This window comes from uncultured Holdemanella sp. (assembly GCF_934754935.1).
Taxonomy (GTDB): Bacteria; Bacillota_I; Bacilli_A; order Erysipelotrichales; family Erysipelotrichaceae; genus Holdemanella.
In genome coordinates, this window is record NZ_CAKVJB010000039.1 from 1 (window position 1) to 21023 (window position 21023).

19 protein-coding genes and 1 tRNA gene are annotated in these 21023 nt (G+C 36.2%); 3 read left to right on the forward strand and 17 right to left on the reverse strand.

All coding sequences use genetic code 11. The features are described from left to right. Positions 1 to 62: 62 nt before the first annotated feature. On the reverse strand, positions 63 to 905 hold the full coding sequence (locus Q0E86_RS09630; RefSeq protein WP_295756617.1) for a MurR/RpiR family transcriptional regulator: 843 nt from the start codon (positions 903 to 905) through the stop codon (positions 63 to 65). 40 nt (positions 906 to 945) lie between these two features. Further along, on the reverse strand, positions 946 to 2226 hold the full coding sequence (locus tag Q0E86_RS09635) for an adenylosuccinate synthase (protein ID WP_295756619.1): 1281 nt from the start codon (positions 2224 to 2226) through the stop codon (positions 946 to 948). 134 nt (positions 2227 to 2360) lie between these two features. Between Q0E86_RS09635 and Q0E86_RS09640 the strand changes: the two genes are divergently transcribed. Then, positions 2361 to 2435, forward strand: a tRNA-Trp gene (locus Q0E86_RS09640). A gap of 246 nt (positions 2436 to 2681) precedes the next feature. Here Q0E86_RS09640 and Q0E86_RS09645 read toward each other — a convergent pair. The 15 genes from Q0E86_RS09645 to Q0E86_RS09715 form a co-directional block, all read right to left on the reverse strand. Continuing rightward, complete coding sequence (locus Q0E86_RS09645; protein ID WP_295756621.1) at positions 2682 to 3392, reverse strand: DUF3137 domain-containing protein; 711 nt, start codon at positions 3390 to 3392, stop codon at positions 2682 to 2684. A 114-nt stretch (positions 3393 to 3506) separates the two neighbouring features. Continuing rightward, positions 3507 to 6575, reverse strand: coding sequence for a leucine-rich repeat domain-containing protein (locus Q0E86_RS09650; RefSeq protein ID WP_295756624.1), 3069 nt, complete (start codon positions 6573 to 6575; stop codon positions 3507 to 3509). Positions 6576 to 6691: 116 nt separating this feature from the next. Next, the gene (locus Q0E86_RS09655; protein WP_295756626.1) at positions 6692 to 7936 is read right to left on the reverse strand and encodes a TPM domain-containing protein; all 1245 of its coding nucleotides are present in this window, start codon (positions 7934 to 7936) and stop codon (positions 6692 to 6694) included. 10 nt (positions 7937 to 7946) lie between these two features. Then, on the reverse strand, positions 7947 to 9032 hold the full coding sequence (locus tag Q0E86_RS09660; RefSeq protein ID WP_295756629.1) for a hypothetical protein: 1086 nt from the start codon (positions 9030 to 9032) through the stop codon (positions 7947 to 7949). 12 nt (positions 9033 to 9044) lie between these two features. After that, entirely contained in the window at positions 9045 to 10391 is a 1347-nt protein-coding gene (locus tag Q0E86_RS09665) for an SPFH domain-containing protein (protein ID WP_295756631.1), read from the reverse strand. A 3-nt stretch (positions 10392 to 10394) separates the two neighbouring features. After that, a complete protein-coding gene (locus Q0E86_RS09670; RefSeq protein ID WP_295756633.1) occupies positions 10395 to 10883 on the reverse strand; it encodes a hypothetical protein in 489 nt (162 codons plus the stop codon). A 9-nt stretch (positions 10884 to 10892) separates the two neighbouring features. Next, the gene (locus tag Q0E86_RS09675; RefSeq protein ID WP_295752598.1) at positions 10893 to 11507 is read right to left on the reverse strand and encodes a hypothetical protein; all 615 of its coding nucleotides are present in this window, start codon (positions 11505 to 11507) and stop codon (positions 10893 to 10895) included. A gap of 17 nt (positions 11508 to 11524) precedes the next feature. Beyond that, a complete protein-coding gene (locus Q0E86_RS09680) occupies positions 11525 to 12673 on the reverse strand; it encodes a hypothetical protein (protein WP_295756635.1) in 1149 nt (382 codons plus the stop codon). A gap of 4 nt (positions 12674 to 12677) precedes the next feature. After that, positions 12678 to 13352, reverse strand: a complete 675-nt coding sequence (locus Q0E86_RS09685) for a hypothetical protein (RefSeq protein ID WP_295756636.1) — start codon at positions 13350 to 13352, stop codon at positions 12678 to 12680. A 9-nt stretch (positions 13353 to 13361) separates the two neighbouring features. Next, positions 13362 to 13952, reverse strand: coding sequence for a hypothetical protein (locus Q0E86_RS09690; protein ID WP_295756638.1), 591 nt, complete (start codon positions 13950 to 13952; stop codon positions 13362 to 13364). Between the two features lie 4 nt (positions 13953 to 13956). After that, a complete protein-coding gene (locus Q0E86_RS09695; protein ID WP_295756640.1) occupies positions 13957 to 14592 on the reverse strand; it encodes a hypothetical protein in 636 nt (211 codons plus the stop codon). 2 nt (positions 14593 to 14594) lie between these two features. Then, the gene (locus Q0E86_RS09700; protein ID WP_295756643.1) at positions 14595 to 15215 is read right to left on the reverse strand and encodes a hypothetical protein; all 621 of its coding nucleotides are present in this window, start codon (positions 15213 to 15215) and stop codon (positions 14595 to 14597) included. Then, positions 15208 to 16383 carry a hypothetical protein gene (locus Q0E86_RS09705; RefSeq protein WP_295756645.1) on the reverse strand — a complete coding sequence of 392 codons (1176 nt, stop codon included), beginning with the start codon at positions 16381 to 16383 and terminating at the stop codon, positions 15208 to 15210. The genes Q0E86_RS09700 and Q0E86_RS09705 overlap by 8 nt, the downstream gene beginning before the upstream one ends. Positions 16384 to 16417: 34 nt before the next feature. After that, positions 16418 to 17161: a hypothetical protein gene (locus Q0E86_RS09710; protein ID WP_295756648.1), complete on the reverse strand. Its 744-nt coding sequence runs from the start codon at positions 17159 to 17161 to the stop codon at positions 16418 to 16420. Positions 17162 to 17165: 4 nt separating this feature from the next. Further along, positions 17166 to 17801: a DUF4428 domain-containing protein gene (locus Q0E86_RS09715; protein ID WP_295756651.1), complete on the reverse strand. Its 636-nt coding sequence runs from the start codon at positions 17799 to 17801 to the stop codon at positions 17166 to 17168. Positions 17802 to 17976: 175 nt separating this feature from the next. On the opposite strand from Q0E86_RS09715, the gene Q0E86_RS09720 reads away from it, so the two are divergent. Together Q0E86_RS09720 and Q0E86_RS09725 are read left to right on the forward strand one after the other, a co-directional pair. Then, positions 17977 to 19305 carry an ABC transporter substrate-binding protein gene (locus tag Q0E86_RS09720; RefSeq protein WP_295756655.1) on the forward strand — a complete coding sequence of 443 codons (1329 nt, stop codon included), beginning with the start codon at positions 17977 to 17979 and terminating at the stop codon, positions 19303 to 19305. Positions 19306 to 19316: 11 nt separating this feature from the next. Beyond that, positions 19317 to 20942, forward strand: a complete 1626-nt coding sequence (locus tag Q0E86_RS09725) for a response regulator transcription factor (protein ID WP_295756658.1) — start codon at positions 19317 to 19319, stop codon at positions 20940 to 20942. The last annotated feature ends 81 nt before the right edge of the window (positions 20943 to 21023 follow it).

The window sequence follows — 21023 nt, forward strand, 5'->3', positions numbered from 1 at the left end:
CTCCCATAAATACAGGAAATTTCAACAATTTATTCAAAAATTCAATTGTAGTTATACATTTTTTACAAAGTTAAGGATACCTTCAAAGAAGCATATAATTCTTCACATTGACTAATTTGATCATAACTATCTGTGCGTTCATTCGTTAAAAATAAATATAAAATTTCAATGACGGTCGCCGCAGAAATTCTAGAAAAACAAAACTCATTTAAAAATAGCTTTTCACGCGTAGACGTTTGAATATGATACAAGCACTCTTTGGCAACAACCGAATCTTCATTATTCGTAATTCCAATCGTAGGTACACCACGCTTTTTCATTTCCCTGCAAACCGCTAAAACTTGACTGCTCTCTCCACTATTTGAGATTGCGATCACGACATCACTTGAATCAAGTCCTAGCGCATAAGATGCCTGATTCTCCCAAATTGTTGAAGTAAATGTAGAAATCCCAATCTCATTAAATTTAAACATGCAATCAAGCGCTACCGGAATCGTATTTCCTACGGCACATACAAGTACGTGTTTGGCATTTTGAATCAAAGAAAGAATTGTATTCAATTGATCCACATCTATATTACGAATGGTAGCCGAAAGCTCAGATATCTTATTGGATAGAATCGTTTCCAACGAACCTGCAATATCATTTGTAGAAATGGTATTGGATTTATGTTCGATTTCATTGACACAATCCCTAGCCAAATTCACCTTTAAATGATGGAAACTGTCCATTTGACATTTTCTGGCAAAACGCGAAACACTCGCCTGCGACGTATTACATGCATTTGCGAGTTCCTTAATCGTCATATTTACCACTTCTTTTGGATGTTGAATAATATAATCCGCAATTTTCTTCTCAGAATCAAAGAAAGAATTATAATGTCCATGAATTGTATCGAGTACCATAAAATCACCAAATAAATTATAGCACAAAAAAAGAGATCAATTACTTGATCTCATGTACGTAAATATTATTAACACGATCTGGTCCTACAGAAATCATAGAAACACGTACGCCTGTAAATTCTTCAATGAAGTGTACATAATCTAAACATTCTTGAGGTAATTGATCGACTGAAGTCATCTTAGTGATATCTGTCTTCCAACCTTTGAAAGTTTTATAGATTGGTTTCGCTTTGGCAACATCTGCCTGATCACTAGGAATATAATTATATTCTTTACCGTCGATTTCGTATCCTACACAAACCTTGATTTCATCTAAACCGTCTAATACGTCAATCTTAGTGATTACGATATCTGTTAATCCACTCATTAAGTTTGCGTGTTTTACAGTTAATAGATCCAACCATCCACAACGACGAGGACGACCTGTAGTAGCTCCATATTCTCCACCTTGTTCACGAATCCATTCACCTTGTTCATCTAATAACTCAGTTACGAATGGTCCTTCTCCAACACGTGTTGAGTAAGCTTTTACTACACCAACAACTGTCTGAATACGACTTGGTGCAACACAAGCACCTGTAGTAACACCAGCACTTGTTGGACTTGAAGAAGTTACATATGGATATGTACCATAGTTGATATCAAGCATAGCTGCCTGAGCCCCTTCAAACAATACGGTCTTATCTTCATCCAAAGCTTCATTGACTAAATGTGTTGTTTCTTGGATCATAGGGATAATACGATCATAAATAGCTTCAAAATCAGCTACCATCTTATCGTAATCCATAGCTTTTCCACCATATACGGCAGTAAATAATTTGTTTTTGAAATCTAAGCAGTCTTTTAAACGAGCTTTAAAATGTTCAAAATCCTTAAATTCATGATAACGAATACCACGACGAGCATACTTATCAGCATAACATGGACCAATTCCACGTTTTGTAGTTCCGATTTTATTAGCTGCAGCTTGCTCTTCTAATTCATCTTGATATTGATGATATGGCATTAACATCTGTGCACGGTCACTAATAACGATGTGTTTAGTTGATAAACCATCTTTTTCTAATTGTTCCATTTCTTTTAACAATACAAATGGGTTACAAACAACTCCTGGACCAATGATACAAGTTGCTTCTTCATGTAAAACACCACTTGGTAATAAGTGCAATACATGTTTCTTACCATTTACAATAACTGTATGACCTGCATTGTCTCCACCTTGGAAACGAACGATCATATCCGCCTTTTCTGCTAAAACATCGACGATTTTTCCTTTACCCTCATCGCCCCATTGGGTACCTACAACTACTTGGCTTGACATAAGAGCCTCCTTTTAGGTATGTTCTTTACAATACCTAATTAATTATAAGTAACCCTCATATTATTGTCAATTAAGATTTTTTCAAAAAAGGGCTTGCACAACCATTTAATTCATGTTATCATTAACGGGCACTTAGGGGTATCGTCCAAAGGCTAAGATAGCGGTCTCCAAAACCGTTGATGTGGGTTCGAGTCCTACTACCCCTGCCAGTTTGAAACTCAAAGTTCTGAATTTACTTTATATAAAGGGATTCAGAACTTTTTTATTTCTTAAGTTCTCATTTCCGGCAAACAATTTGGCAAACTTTATAATTAAATCAAAACCAGAGATTTTATTTCTCTGGCTTTTTTAATCCTCTATAATTCTTTCTGGATGATTTCGTTTCATATTCAAATAAAATCAAATTCTTCAAGCATTTCTTTTGTTTCTAAATATAGTTCTTTATAGTTCATTCATCATCCTCTAAACACATCAATCATATCCACAAACCATTGTAAATTCTCTGAATTAAAACCATGACCATCATGAATCGCCATATAAAGTCTTCCATCCTCATTTAGATTTATTGAAAACTTTCGATTCGATAAAGCCATAATTTTTTCTAATCGATTTGAATCTAACATCTCAAGAGCCAACTCTTCATCCCCATAACACAAATTAAACTTCTTATTAAACGCCTCATTTTGTGCTTTACTCGGTTTTAGATCTACAAATCCACGAGGATATATAGTTAGCCAAGTATTAAACCTTTGATCCAACTTACACAACATCCATTCACCTGTATAGATTGTATTCTCATTCTTTTCCCACAAACCAGTCTCATCACGCAAAACCTCAGTCACATCCGTAAGCTTTATTGTACAAAACTCAACATCTAAACCTTTATATTTACCTTGTACATATCCACTAGCACTACAATAATCATGTTTAGGTAAAGGAATATTCGTATTTCTAACTTTAAGTATATGTGTATTTGGATTGAATTGCACATCCTCAAAGTATTTATGTACAACATTCATATTCAATTCGTCGTCGTCCTTATCCTTGATCATCTGTCCTAAGCCAAGAATCACACATCCAACGATTACTAAAATAAGATTACCACCAAACACAATACCCACTATCGCAATCGACAAGCCAAGTATTGACAACAATCTTTTACCCATATCATTCAACTCCCTTCACCACCATATTAACAAGCCCACAAATACATCTCAAACAATTCACTAAATTTACCAGAATATAGACAAAGAAGACCAATGATCACTGGCCTTCATTCATTAATTTCTCTTTTTCTTAAATACAGTTAATACCAACACAAATCCACTCATTAATAATAAAGCCATCCATTGACCCATATTATATGAGTATGCCGTATTCAAAGACTTCTTCTTTTCAGACTTAACATCTGCTTTCTTATCTACCCTTGAAGATGTTGGCTTTTTAGTTTCTGTACTAGGCTTCTTATCTTCTTCTGGCGTTACTGGCTTTTGTGTATCCGCATTCACAATCTCAAAATCTGCACTACATCCACCATGCTTATACATAAATGTAATTGTATGTTTACCAACAGCTAAAGTTTCAAGGTAATCTTTATTTAATGTTACAATAGTGGAACCCTTAAACAGTTGATAGTTTGAAGGTGAAACAAATTTATCATCTATCTTCAACGACATAAAATCATTAAAATCACCATTTGCTTTAAAGTAAAGATCTTTACCACTACCCTTTACCCACTGACCATCCATACCATCCATCATTTTATAAGTTGGAAGTGTACGCACATAACCACAAACATTACAAGTTGTATCTAAACCATTCGTAAATTGATGATAATTTAGATATCTTATAGTCATAGCCTTATTTGGGCACGCCGAATCCGTACACTCTTGCCAATGTCCAAGACCATCATAACTCCACGCACCATACGTATGCGTATGAATAGGAACTAACTTTTTATATAACGCTTCAATTTTCACATTCGAATCTTTGATTGTTATTGTGGTATTTGGACTCTTATAATTATCAAAAACGGCCGTTCCCGAAGTAATCATCCAACGATCAAACTCTTCACCAGCCGGTGCCGCATCTGCTTGAATGCTTACAACTTCATTTTCTTCATACGTTCCTGAACCTGTACCATTCTTCACAATTAAATCAAATTTCAATGTTGGTGCAGGAACAGAACTTTCCTTATATACAGCCCTAATGTTTGCGGCCATCGCCTTCGTTGTAACTTTTGTAACTGCACTATTCACATCATCAACAACTGCATCACCAGAAACAAGTTCCCATTTATCGAATTCTTTACCTAACTCCGGCGCATATGCCTTAATAATGACCTCACTATTTTCACCATATTCTCCAGAACCAATTCCACCATCAACCTTTAATGCATATTTTGCAGGTCCCGGTGGCGTAATTGGAGTTGCATCCTTATATACGGCTTTAATCTTTACATCAGCTTGTTTAATAATCACTTCGGTAGTATCTTCTAACCAATTTTGAATATACGGATTCCCCACTAATGCTTCCCATTTCCAGAATACTTTTCCTGCAGGTGGAGCATCCGCTTTGATTGTTACAACAGTACCCTGTGTAAAACTTCCAGAACCCGTACCATTGACAACATCAAGTTTAAATTGCTTATCCTTATAAACAGCTTCCACTGTAACTGGACCACCCACATTTGTAATTGTTGTAGTTGAACTATATACCTCTTTAATTGTCGCTTTACCAGCCTTTACGACCCATTTATCAAATTCTTTATCATAAGAAGCAGACGTTTTAGCTACAAGCGTTGCGACATCACTCTTTGAAACGATTAAAGAATCACTACCATTCACAGTTCCATTACGTACAATAATCTTACCTGTTGTATCACCATAGTTAGGAACTATGACCTTCGTATAAGGACTTGCATCATAATTTGGTTTCTTATCATACCAAACTACATACTCGCCAGGTTCTAAACCCGTGGTTTCTCCATTTTTACAATCATGACGCAACCCATCTAATTTCTTATAACGCATTGCGGATGTTGTACCCGTAATCTTACCATCCTTAGCACTTGAACTCGAAGGAGCTACCCCCTGTAAACCACCAGGCGTATCCTGCTGGGCATTACGAATTTCCCATTCAATCGTTTTTTCATCCGTCGAACCATCTGCCCATTCATAACCTTCAAGTAAATTCACTTTCGCTGTATACTTTCCAGCATTTATCGCCTTATATACACCACTAAGTGTATAGCCTTCACCAGCATCTACACCCACTTGTTCTTTCCCATTATAAGTATAAAAATTCATATATAAATATTTATATTTAGCCCAAGGCACAGATACTTGTTTAATGCTAGAATATACTCTAAATTTAAACTTCACTATATGACCATTTCCACAATCATAATCATACGTAACAAAATCCTTCCCATTCTCAACAATCAACACACCCGAATTCACAGTCGCATTTTGCCAATTCGAAGCTTTACTCACATCAAAACCAGCCGGAAGCTTTGATAAATCAAATCTTTTTCCTTTACCAACCGTTATTGGATATATATTATTTGCCATATATAGTGTCATAGATGGTGAATTATTACTCAAATCAATTGATGTTAAGTTATTCAATTCACTCTGTAACTCCATTAACTTCACATTGTTTTTCACATTCAAAGTTTCAATCGGATTACGCCCAATATACAAAGTCTCTAACTCTGTATTCTGACTTACATCAATTGAAGTAATCTTATTATTATAAATATCAAGCTTCTTTAACAATGGATTATGACTCGTATTTAAAGAAGTTAATGCATTTTTACTACAAATTAATTTAACAAGCTTTGTATTTTTACTGACATCTAATGAAGTCAATTGATTATTATCACAATTCAATTCTAAAAGCTCAGTAAAATACTCAATACCCTTTAAACTCGAAATCGTTTTTGATGGTGCATTAATATATTTAACATTCGCAATCTCCTCATCATCCAACTTTTCATCTCCATTCGAATCGAATGATGCTAAAACATAACTTCTAAAGTTCGCATCCGGAAAGTTTGTTTCATCAATCGCCAAACCACTCGATACAGGTGCAGGCGCCGCTAACATCATTGGCGCAACCTCTACCTCTTCTTCTGGTTCAGATTCAACTTGTTCTATCACTTCTTCAGATTCATCCTCAACAACAGGTTCTTCTTCCTCTACAAGATCTAAATCCTTTTCTTCAACTATTTCTTGATCCATCACACCCTCATGAGCATCAAACTCATCCGCATAGATTGCCGTAACCGGAGTTAAAGTCAAAACCATACATAGACTAAGTCCAACACTCGTCCAACTCTTTTTCATATATTATCAACTCCTATTCTATTCACACAGCCTACCTTTTTATTTTAGATAGCCACAAGAAACATGTATTCATTTAAAATGGAAAATGCAGGGGTTTGATCCTGCATTTTGCGGCATTAGAAGCTACCGCCACCACCACCATACGTGTCGCCACTACTACTAGTATATGTGCTACTTCCACCGCTCGAACTATCATCATCGTCAGATTTGATTCGATGACGAGTTATTGTGTGATACAAGAAGTAGTCATGAGACTCTTTCATCTTCAACGTATTTTTCTTCATATAGTTATGTGCCTTGTCTTCAAAGCTAACAGAATGAAGTTCATCACGCTTTTTACTAACCACAAAGACTGCACAAATAAAACCTACTAAAAGAGAAATTGGTACACAATACCATGGAAGCCATTTAAACGGCATATTTCCAACATCATAAGGGCTACCATTATGTGCCTTTTCAACAAACTTTTCGCAAAGACTACCAAACGTTGTAAAAGCCTTCATGTACTTCTCCTTCTTAAAAGAAGGACCTAGCTTTTCACTAATATAACTAATTCCAGCATCCGTAAAGGCTGTAATACCATAACCATGAGTGGCCATCCAGAACTTACGTGTTTCCATGTTGACAACTAAAAGAATTCCATCTTTATTTTTACCCTGACCATACTCAAGCGCTTCATACATCGTCATCGCATAATCAAGAAGTGCCTTACCACCCGTATCTTTTGTAGTCAATACCGCAACATCTAAACCTTGACGCTTACCAATTTCAGTTAAAGTATCATTTAACTCTTTTCTTTCATCCTCAGTTAATAAACGCGCATCATCATTCACAAATCTTAGTCCATCTTGTAATGAAGTAAGACCACTTAAAGCCTGCGCATACTCTTCGGCAAGATTTGGCGCTCTAGTAATATAGTCATCGCAAAGTCTTGCGTATGTTTCAAACGCATCCACATATTTTCCACTACTTAAATAAGGCGCAAACTCACTACCAATCGCTTGAATCGCATCTGATGAAATAGCTGAAGTACCTTTTCCATAAGTAGACATCCACCACTTACGAACTTCCATATTGACAACCAATAAAGCACCATCATCACCATAACCACGCTCATCATATTTCGCTTTTGCGTAGTCTTCTATGGATTGATCACCCATATCATCTGCAGTGATTACCGCAACATCTACACCTTGTCTTTCACTGATCTCAGTTAAAGTATCATTTAATTCCTGCTGTTCACTTACAGTTAATAAGCCTGCATTATCCTCTACATATCTTAGATCTTCACTCGCAAAAACCGGGAAGCACATCATAAGTGCAAGTAGAAGAGATGAACATAAAACACCTAATTTTTTCATATACAACCTCCTACTTTCCCCAACTCATAATCAATATTGCGATATAAGCTAAAACACTTCCAAGAAGCGTAATCACTACATAGTACAAGTAAACTAGGCTCTTATTTTCTGGAAGATTCCCTACAAATTTACCCGTTTGACCATTCATCGCAAAACTGTAGTTTTCACCCTTCCATTTCGTATTTAAGATCCACACTGGATACAACGCATATTTTGCCGTACCATTCTGAATCTGAACTGCACTATCCTCACAAGTAACCGTGTCATACTTACCGCAATTGGTCATAAACGCATCTTCTGTAGACTTCTTTACACGTGTATTGGCACGATCAATACTTGAATCGGCATCCACATCATATTTATCAGCTAAAAAACCTGCTAAATAAGCCGTCTGAAAATCCACCGCATCTTTTAAGTCATAAGGCTCAATAGACTCCATCATATCATCTGGCATCTTACTTGAACCATCCACCGGAATATTTTCAAATCTTACATGTCCTTTACGATATAAACGATAGTATTTGGTTTCCGTATAATCATATTCTGAATCCGACCACATACGAACCTTTGTCGCATTATAACGAACCTCACCATCGGCATCCGCATCAAACAACCAGAAAGGCACATATACACCTTTGATTTCTTCAATATGATTTTCGGATCTGAATTCTTTAGGCAATAAAGTCTTACCCTTATAGTGCTGTTTCAAGCCTTCCTTAGCCGCCTTTTTATCCAACTTAAACGGAATCACTAAATCTGGCTTTAAAACACCACCCAATTTTTCCTTTACGACAATCGGACTTCCACAAAACGGACAAGATGCAGCCGCCATATTTTCATCCGCAACAATTTCACCACCACACGAATTACAAACATATGTCAATAATCCATCAGTTTCATTTTCAGCCCACTCTTGACCTGGCTTCACATCCCACTCAAATTGATCTTCTTCCTCAATCTTTACAGAATCATATTGCTGAAGTGTTTCCAGAGAAAATTCTGTATCACAATAAGGACACTTCATCTTTTGAAGCTTTGTATCAAACGAAATGGCACCATTACAACAAGGACATTTAAACTCTTGTAAAGTACTCATAATTAAAACCCTCTACTTTTCTATGTCATTATCATCAAATGGGTCACCACACTCCGGACAGAATTTAGGTGGATGATGCGGATCCTCCGGCTGCCAACCACACTTATCACAACGATACAACGGTTCATGAGCCGGCTTTTTTGCACCACACTCTGTACAGAATTTACCCTTATTTACAGTTCCACAAGTCGGACAAGCCCAACCCTCAACACTTGGCTTAGGCGTTCCACACTCCGGACAGAACTTACCACTTGCGACATGTCCACAAGTTGGACAAGTCCAGCCATCTGCCTTTACCTCAGGCGTAGGTGCAGGAGTTGGTGTTGGAGTTGGATCAGGAGCTGGTTGAGCAGCAGCACCCGCCGCATATAAGTTTTGCGCATTAATACCACCCTGATTCATGGCCATACCCATACCCATAAATCCAGTCATTGCACCAGACGCATTATTGGCAGCATCCTTCATAGCTGTAGCCTGGGCACCAACCAAACGACTAGCCGCAACCGTTTGATTCATCGTCATCGCATTTTCTTCCCACTCTGTGATCTTCTTTTCTTGATCTTCAGGAATACTCAAAGAGTTAATATTGAAAGATACAACTTCCAAACCACGCTTAGCACGCCATATATCACTCAACTCATCATTTAAAGCGGCCGCAACATCCATTGTGTGAGCCGGAATCTCATAATACATCACACGATCTGCACTTAATTTTGCCAAGGCAGGCTGTAAAGCCGTCATCAATTCACCCTTAAGCTTGCCCTCAATAGTTTCAGACTCAAAATCCTCTCCCACATTTCCACAAACATTCGTATAGAATAAGATTGGATCGGCCACACGATATGTAAAGTTACCATTACAACGCAATTTTACAGACAACTTGAAACCCAACTCTTCATTCACAACCACTCTAAATGGAATTGGCGTTGCCGTTCCATATAGAACTTCACCCATTTCCTTTGTGTTCACATAATACACTCTTTGATCCTTGGCAGTATCTCCACCAAAAGTGAAACGCTTAGCCATAGTCGAGAAAGAATCCTTAATACTCTGACCTAAACTTCCCGCAAAGATAGAAGGTTCACTTGAAGAATCATACACAAATTCTCCTGGCGTTGCACAAAGCTCAACAACACGACCCTGATCCACGATCAACATACATTGACCATCCGCAACCGCAATCACACTACCATTTGAAATGATATTGTCATTTCCTTTATTACTCGACTTTTTACCCGTCCTTTTAGAACCCTTACGAACCAATACATCCTGCTCTAATGCATCACAATAAAAGTACTCCTTCCATTGATCGCCAAAAACAGAACCAACAGCTCCAGCACCAGCACGAATTAATCCCATATACTACACCTCTTCCCATGTATCCATTGATTGGATTCTTAATTCATTTACTATTTTTTGTACCAAACCATCAAAAGCATCCACATTACTCGAAATTTCGATTCTTAGTACACCACTATTCATACTTGGCATATTCACCAAATATGTTCTTTTTATTATATTTAGCTCTTCTAATTCCTCAGCCACACTCACCTTATAAGAAAGTATGTCTAAGACATCATACTTTAGACTTTCAAACTCTACGCGAACCACTTCATCATAAGACATCGCATTATTTCGAATATAAGGAATGGTATCCACAAACACTAAAATATCCGTATTCTTACCAAGAATGCGATACATCATTCCAGACGCAACCACTTTACTTTTATACGAAACTCGCTCGTCCTCTACAAGAAAATAAGCATCAATATTCGAAAGAGTGAATGTACAAGCCAATCCCTGCACATTCATCTCTTTTCTTTTGGCATATCCATCATTTGGATTCGACATAAAGTAGAATTATTCAACATCTAAAAGCTCAACAACTTTGAACTCTTTAATAATCGCTTCTGCAAGTTCATCGGAAATATCTTTATCATCATATTCACAGACTTCAATACAAACGATTCCATTTGGAAGATCTGGATGTTCAATATAGTATTCTTTCTTTAAATTATCCTCATCCGATAAATCTGCAACTAAAGCTCTATAACCACCGACTTTTGTCTCTGTATATTCAGCTTCCCCATTCAAATCTTTTGTCGCAAGCTCTTCAATAGTATATCCATCACTCCATTCTGCGAATGCATCGTCTCCTACATATACTAAAAGAGCCGGAAGATAATCATCACGAACTTCATATTTTATGCTTCCAAGTGATAATTCCGTATTGTAAACAGGCTTTTCTAAACCCTTCACCAAATAGAAAGAATCCAAGTTTGGCAATTTAAAATTACAAGCTAGACCCTCCGATTCATACTCTTTTCGATCCGCAAACTTCTGCTCTTCTTTCTTCTCTACCGTTTTTGTACCATCCGTCTTTGTAGTCGTACCACCATCACTTGCACCACACGCAACTAGACTCAAGCCCATACCAAGCACAAACAGACTTGTTAATAACTTATTATTTTTCATATTATGTTCTCCTATTATTATTTAATTTCTACCTTCAATTGCTGCAAAGCCGCCAATAATACATCTTCTAATCCTGTCGTATCATCTGAATCATCACGAAGTTTTACAGAACATGATAATATTACATTTTTATCACCCACTGGATAATTTAATTTATACCTATATGTCGTATCATTGGCACTATTCCAATAATTCGTGTAACTCTTCGAACGATATCCAGAATATTCACCCAATGTATACTCTGTGAATGGCTCTTCTCCTTCACTTAAATGCTCATTATGGAAGACGATAGCCTCTTCAAGCGTATCACTTGAATCTGTACATATGTTAACGTAGATTGAACGATCTGGATCTTTTCGACTTAATGTATAACCAATGTTTCCCTTATCTTGTTTACCCTTGATCGTGTCATACTTTTCACTAGGCGTATAGAACGAAGTCAAATCCCTTGGTAAAGTTAATTTTGCACGAGAGGATTCACCAACAATTTCCTTGCTGTTTTCATCCTTCTTCTCTTCTTTAACTTCCTTCTTGACTTCCTCTTTCTTTTCTTCCTTCACTTTTTCTAGCTTCATATTCTTAATGATAGCCTTCGCAAAAGGTTCTAAATCCGAAGTATCCTTTTCTTTATCATTCTTCTGGTTGATTTCAATAGAAACGACTTTATTGATATCTTCAACTGGATAATCTACATAATAGTGAAGTCTAGTATTTTCAACTGTACCCAGATTGATGGTATGACTATACGCATCAAAGCCCTCAAACGTACAAGGCTTATACTTTTTATCCTCGTCATTTTCGCCATACATTGAATTCTGTAGATCCGCACTCGATTCAGCCGAGCTAGACGACAACAATTTAATTTCAGCATTCAACTCGTATTTGTTCTCTTCATTTAAACACGTATAGATAATGGAACCATTGTCCTTTACCATACTCTCCATTTTACCTACACCCTCTCTAGATGAAGTAAAATAAGGAGATAGATCTTCAGGAACACTCAATTTAGCCGTTCGATCCTGCGTATCTATTCGTTTCTCTTCTTTTTTCTTTTCCGCTACCTTAGCCTCTTCTTTTTTAGTCTCTGTCTTTTCACTTGAACAAGCCACTAAACTAAGTCCCATACCCAAAACTAAGAAGCCAGTTAATAACTTATTCCGATTCATATTATTATTCTCCTATTAATTCAATCTTTAAATTATGCACCACATCCAGCAACAATGGCTCCAATAAAGAAGTGTCGTCATCATTACGTAATTCTTCACGAATAGTTAATACGACATCTTGACCATCCACTAGATAATCAAGCACATAATGATATTCAATTGATTTATCACTTGTCACCACATACTTATATCCAGAATATTCACCTACAGTACATGGCTCATACATTTTTGATTCATCCTTACAAACCTTGTTGTGAGAAATACTGGCAGCCTCTGCTGAATCCCAGCCATCCGTTCCAATTGAGAAATGAATGGTGAACGTACGATCTTTCGCATATAACGAATACCCCAATACATTCGATTCTTCCATATAGCTATATCGAGAAAGTTCTCTAGCTGGTGTATGGAAAGAAGTTAAATCCTTAGGCAAAGTAACTCTCACCTTTTTATTCGCATAACTAATGATTGTACTATCCTTTTCTTTTTCTTCCTCAGCTGCCTTAGCCTTTTCTTCTTCCTTCTTCTCTTCTTTTACTTTTTCTTCTTTTTCTTCGATTGCCTTAGTCTCTTCTATTTTCTTTTCTTCTACCTTTTCTTCAGGCTCATTTGATGAACAAGCCACTAAACTAAGTCCTAACCCCAAGACTAAGAAACTAGTTAATAACTTATTCCTTTTCACTCTGATCACCTACTCTTCCATACAAATTTCAACAACGATATTATCCAACACAGCAAGTGTTACCTCATCCAAATCATTGACTCCTTCTTGTTCTACATAGATTTGTAAAACAACATTATCTTCACCAACTGGATAATCAATCAACATCTTATCGTATGTTTTATCCGACGAATCATATACCGTCGTTTTCTTATACCCCGAATATTTACCAATCGTAAATGCCTTATATTGATCTGCTTCATCTTCAAAACCTGCATTCAAGACATCCGCCGTTTCCTTGGCTGCCTTACGATAATCACAATCAATTGAAATTTGCGTGATATACGTACGATCATCCGAATGTAAATCATATTTAAGGATACGATCACCCTCTAGCTTGCCCGATATATCTAAGCCTTCTTGTTTTGGTGTATAAACCGACAATAAATCTGGCATCGTCATCTTTATGAAATACCCATTCATTTGTGCGACTCCAGTCATTTCACCAATCTCTTTCTTTTCTTCTTTTTTCACTTGTGAAACTTCTGGTTTTTCTGCACAAGAAGCTAGGCTTAAACCTATACCTAACGCAAGCAAGATCTTAGCTAGCTTACGATTCATAGGCTTACTCACATTTCTTCTTTTCAACTTTTACGTTATCCAAAATTGCAGTAATAATAGCCTCTGTATCCGAATCATCCGCTTCCGCTTTTAGCTTTTCAACTACAACCTTAATCGTTCCTTTAAAACCATCTCGATCCAAATTGAAATACATATTGTACGTTACATAATCATCATAAGAATAATCCGAAATTTTATTTACACCTGTATAGTCACCTACTTGATAAGGCTTATAAAGCTTACTCTCATCTTCTTCACCTTTATTGAAGGTTTCAGCCACTTCATCCGCTGTCGCATCTGCATTTGCTTCAATGGCCGCAATCTTTTTCGTATCTGCCTCTTCATTTTCAAAGCTATAACGAATAAAGGAATCATCCACGATCTCGCCAGTAACCTTTACACCTTCAGCTGGCGTATAAATCGTTGTGAAATCTTCAGGCATTGTGATGATGATCTCATACTTCTTGTTGTAGTTTTTACTCACCACAAAATCCGTTGCCTTCTCTTCCTTCTTTTCTTCCTTTTTATCTTCAACAACCTTTGTATCTTCCTTTTTAGGCTCTGGATCATTCGATGCACACGCAGCTAAACTTAAACCCATACCTACAACTAATAAGCTCTTCACAAATTTTGCGTTCATGCCTATTTAACCTCAACTTTCATATTGCCTAAAATAGCCTTCATCGCTACTTCCATATCTGCTGTATCTGTATCATTGAACTGTTCTACCGTTACAGACATCACTACATTTTCAAAATCCAACAACAAGTTATCTTTACATTTGAAACTAGGATTTTCACTTGTAGTCACTTGTCTAAAGCCACTGAAATCACCCACCGTGCTAGGCTTATATTGTTTCGACTCATCATCCTTAAATCCTTCATTAATACGATTCGCATAGGCTTCTGCACTCTCAGCACCGATTGGCTTTACATAAATAGCCATTTTAAAATCACCAAATTCATCTTCAAGCGTATATGTGATTTGTTGCTCACTTACTTCTGTTTTTACTTCTAAACCATCTCTACTTGGTGTATAGAATGAAGTAAGCTCTGGAATTGTGACTGTATAAGTCTTACTAGAAATTTCTCTTACTAATACGGCATCCGTACTTTCTTCTTTCTTTTCTTCTTTCTTTTCTTCTTTTTTTGCTTCCTTCTTTTCTACAACCTTTGTATCTTCCGGTTTTTCACTTGAACAAGCTGTTAATCCAAAAAACATACTTAGTGCTAATGCACTCGCAAACAATTTTTTATTATTCATACTGATACTCCAATTCTAATTTGTCATGATCAAGCATATTTTTGATCTCTAATTTTCCATACAACGGCATTACTTTACAATACGATAAGACTTGTTGATTATAGTCATCATATCCATACACAAATCCATCTTCTTCCATACCCACACTAAACAATAGGCCAGAATGCGAATTTTTAAGATCCTGCATTGTATACAAACCATTCTCATCAATTTGAAGTGTTACACTCCCATTTCTATATGTACCCTCAAGACTAGGAAATGGTTGATTTCGCAATGCTTCAAATAAATCAATCAAATGATCATTTTCCGTCAGTGCCTGCCCACTACGAAGGCTTTTTACTTTATCCAACCCATATAATGGTCCTTGAATACAAACACGCTCAATCGGCAAGCCATCCTCAATCGCAATGACTTCCACCAAACCATTAGTCGTTAACGCAAAACCATAAGTGACACCAGGACCTATTTCATATACATGAACTTGTTTATATTCATTAAAACAACCATGCACCTTATACGTTTTATCCGTTCCACTATAGTAAAGCGATATCTTATTATTCTTTAACGTCAGAGTCATCTGATCAAATGTAGAAGAATCTTCTATCTTGTAAGACTTCTTACGATTTGGTCGATACAAAACCATCTTTGTTCCAGAACCATAATTTGTGGCAATAGGAATTAATATATTCAATTTTCCTTTGTGGTAAAACACATCTAGATTTGAAGGCAACAAACCCATTGTTTGAGCTCTTAACTCCTTTACATTGTCAAAATATTCATTGGCATATTCCTGATCAAAAGCCTGTGCAGCCCATGCCTTCATATCTTTACGGCTAATTTTATATTTCTTATACAACTTTTTATTCGAAACACGCTTCTTCGTTTTAGAATCAAAATGATATACATTATAGCTAGGATAATCCGTCTCTACTTCTTCCTTGATGACTATACTCAATAGATTTGAATGTGTATACACATCATAACTAACCTTTGTATCTGGCAATGTATACCCTAGTTCTTTTGCCTCATCTAAAGAATCCATCAAGCCCTTATATTCACTTTTAATGGTCTGATTCAACTTCTTTGCGCTCTTTGAATCACAATGAATATTGTAGAGATCTGAAACATATACCTCTTCATGGGGTTGTGATTTACAACCCGTAAACATTAGATTCAAACTCAGAAACAAGATTGAACAAAACTTAGTCCAGATCATAGTTCGCAAGAGCTTGATCGGCTGCATCCTTAAATTGTGTACGATCTCCAATGATCGTTGCCCCAAACGCATCCACAGTTTCTTTTGCCTTTTCCTCTAAGTTTTCACCATTCTTTTTAGCTTTCGCTAAATCCCACATACTCTTTGTTGCCTTAAATTGAGTTACAGACTTTTTAATTCCACTTCTAAATGAATCATCTAAGCCAAATAATTTATTTAGGTAATCCACACATTGATGACATCTTGTTTCATCATCAAATGGAATATAGACATCATTTAAGCCTTTTGTATGTACAAAGCCTAAGTGAACACACTTTTTATCTTTATCCGAACCACTCGTTCTAGCTGGCATATTTTCAGTTTTATAAATCTGAAGATTTTCTAAACGGTATACACACGCATATACTTTAGTATTAAACAAACCTCCACGAGCTTCAGTAACCGCAACCAAACCTAGACTTGGCGCAATATAAATAGGACCAAAAGACTGCATCTTTTGATTTTTATCATGTGTTTTTTTCAAAGGTTCCATTAAATCTTGCCAAATCTGTGTACCCACTTCAGTTTGATGAATATGATCCTTGACATTATCTAAATCTGAATGAACATAATCATAATATTTTAATCCTTTTGCACGACAACCCTTTGTACAAATATAATTTCCATCCATTAATTTCTGTGATTGTAAAACATTAATTGTTGCACCACAAATTGCACATGTATTTGCCATAGTATTATTCCTCCTTTATGTGCGCTTCAAACACTTGTCTTAGTGACTTGGCACTTTCAAGCATCTTTTGGTAATTTTCATTTGTTTGTTCATTTTTTTCCGTATCCGCCATTTCAGAAATGATCTTTACATCATTTTGTGTCATTCGAATTGAAATATCTTGAATGAACGGATGATCCATCAAAATATTGAATTTAGCCTGATACAAAAATTCATATCGAGCTGGTTTGTAAGAACAAGTCCTACCCTTCTTATTCGTGAAATGAAGTTCACGCTTACTTTGTTCTACATGGAACGAAAAATCTTTCACATCTTTAAAATCAAATACATCCGGATTTTCTTCCATCAACTTTGGCTGTTTTGACAAGACAAACCAGTTATGTTTTTCATCAATCAAAACCTTTGGATATTCACCATACGTTGCGGATGCCACAAATTCTTTGACACGAGATTTGTTTGCCTCACGGTACACCAGATGCTCTTTGATTTTTTCAATCGGTGTGTTTTTATAATCTGTAAAAAGCGGTGACATTTTTTTCTTACACTCGCTACAAATACTTCCATCCAAACACTTCAATCCTTCAGCTAGTGAAAGCTTCTTTTTACAGACATCACATTCCTTTCTAGAAAATAACCCCATTCCTTTTCCTCCTTTCCTCATTTGATTGACTTGTCATTCTGTGCTATATTGTTTTTAGAAAGCACTTTCAATCTTATGTAATCAACTTACAAATTCATTATAGAAAGTATTAGAAAAATTACCCCACCCCAAAATTCAAAAAGGGTGGGAACAGCGGTACATAAAGGGGAAAATTATGAAAAAAGTTATAAAATCGGCAGTTGCGATAGCACTTTGCCTATCCAGTTTATATGGGTGTTCAACTAAAACTACCCTCGATAAAAACAACCCAGTTACACTCACAATGTGGCATGTATATGGAGAACAAGTCAATTCTCCAATGAACCAATTGGTAGCTGAATTTAATGAGACCGAAGGAAAAGAAAAGGGCATTATTATCAATGTGACGAAGGTCACAAACGCAAGTAAAATTGGACAAGAATTAGAAGCTAGTCTAGCTAAAGAACCGGGGGCAGATCCCATGCCAGATTTGTATACAGGACATATTCATAACGCGAAACAAGTGGGATTAGAAAATAGTGTGGTATGGAATGATGTATTCTCGAAAAAAGAAATTAACAATTTTGTCGATGAATTTTTAGATGCTGGTATGTTAGAAGATAAGCTAGTCGACCTTCCGCTTTCTAAATCTACGATCGTATTCTTTATGAATGGCACACAATTTAAAAAATTCTCAAACAATACACAAGTCACATTAAATGACTTTGAAACATGGAATCAAGTCTTTAAAGTCGCCGAAACATATTATGAATGGTCAAATGGAAAACCACTTTGTTGTTTTGACTATGTTTTAAACTCCATTGAATCTTATGCGATCGCATTAGGATCTAAACATATGTTCAATGATGATGGCTGGTATAATACGGAAGACAAAGAATTTCAAGAAGCCTTTAGAACCTTTTTAGAACCATTGATCAAAGGCCATATTTCTGCTTCAGATTTCTATTCAAGCACACAACTAACAACTGGAGAAACACTCATTGGTGTATCTAGCAGTGCCGCCTATCTTTATTTAAATGACATCGTTACATATCCAGATAATACAACGGAACCATTAAATGCGATTGTCCTGCCTTATCCAAAAGCTGATAAAGATCATGCCCTCATGACACAAGCTGGTGTTGGATTATGTGCATATAAGACAACAGAGCAGAAACAAGAAGCCGCTAGTGTTTTTGCGCATTGGCTTGTTGAACCAAAACGCAATGTGGACTTTGTGATTCAAGGCGGTTATATGCCGGTCACAAAAAAGGCATTTAGAAACTTAAAAAATGAAAAATTTGAAGATGAAGAAACACAATCTTTATACAATACATTAACCGAAATGAAATCGGACTATACCGTTATCTCTAGAGATGTTACATATGCAGTTTCTAAAAAAGCCTATGCCTTCTATGATCAGATTCGCAAAAACCAATCTCAGTGGAAGGCAAGATATGAAGCTGGAGAAGACATGGATGTACTTGTACAAGAGGCCATGGACATATTAAAAAGTCTTTCATGAGGTTTTAAGTTATGCAGTTAAGTTTTAAGAAAAAAGAAAAATCCATGAAACGAAAGCTCTTTATCTACATGTTTTTCCTTGTCACAGCCATCAGTGTCACTCTATTAATGGGACTCTTCCTATTTGGTCGGCTTGGAACAACGGAACAAGACTTTCATAAAAAACTATCGATTCAAAGTGAATACTTCACAAAGAATATGGAAACCTATTGGGATGATCTTGCCTCTATGAATATCGCTCTAGGCGAAACTATGCAAAGTACATTAGAAACAAGCCTGAACAATCAAGGATTGACATTTAGTCAGCTACAAGACAATCCGAATGCTCTCTATTCATTAGAAAATGATTTAATTCAGCCATTAAGCCAATTTTTAGAACGTGCCAATTGTTCCGGTGCCTATATTCAGTTAGATACAACGATCAACTCAACACTTGAAAATGCGAACAATCAACGTAGTGGTGTCTATCTACAAAAAAATTCTACATCTGTCTCTAAAGAAGACTTAATCTTATATCGTGGGATTGCCAATGTCGGCAAAAAAAATGGCATTATGCCCCATCGTAAATGGCGCCAAGAATTTGACATTACCTTATTTCCAGATTATGAAGAGTTAAAAACGGGTGATTTTGATTATTCCCTATCGGATATTATTCAACTTCCCTATACCGAAGAAAGAATTGCTCTTTTAAGAGTTCCATTAGTAGGAAAAGATGGTACTTTCTATGGATTATGCGGTTTTGAGATCAGTCAAAGCTGGTTTAAATATGCGCATACACAACCTTCCACATTAAATCATTTAACTTGTCTCTTAGTTCCAGATGACACAAAGATTCTCACAGAAAAAGGCTTTAGTACCGGAAGTCAAAACGGATTCTATTATTTGCCAAAAGGCAGTCTTGAAGTCAAACAAATAAGTAATGGCCTATTAAAAATCATAGGTCAAGATCGTAGCTATATTGGTTTTAAAAGTCGTGTACCGATCTCAAAGAATCAAACTTATTCAACATTCGTGATGATTTTGGATTCCGACTACAATCGTGCTATTGCGAAAAGTAATATAGAACTCTTCTTCTTTACCATCTTACTTTTATTATTTGTATTACTTGGCTGTTCTTACTTTAGTCAAAGATATCTAACACCTATCTTACAAGGTCTTGATCAACTGCGAAAAGATAAAAAGAATCAAACACGTTATTCCGTTCAGGAAATTGATGACTTATTAGATTTTCTATCGATACAAGACTATGAAGTCGAAAACAAGATGTTAAGTTTAGAACTTGAGATGCAGGAAAATCGCAAGAAGCTTGAACAAATTGAAAATGAACATGAACTGATTCAAAAAGAATACGATAAGGCAAGAATGGAAGTCGAGCGTCTGGCAAAAAAACGTGAAGTTGATGTAGATGAAGAAGAATACAATCGTTTCCTTGAATGTCTTGCGACATTGACACGCAAAGAAAAAGAGATCTTAGATCTCTATGTGAAAGGATATTCAAGTAAGGATATTCTAGAAACATTAAATATTACAGATAATACATTAAAGTATCATAATCGTAATATTTATAGTAAGCTAGGTGTAAAATCAAGAAAACAATTATTGATGTACATGACATTATTACAGAACAAAAGGAGCTAAATTGCCAATGTCATTAAGTTAAGAAATGACGGCTTCGAGGGGAACACAAAAAATGTGCTCCTCTTTTTTTTATGGAAAATT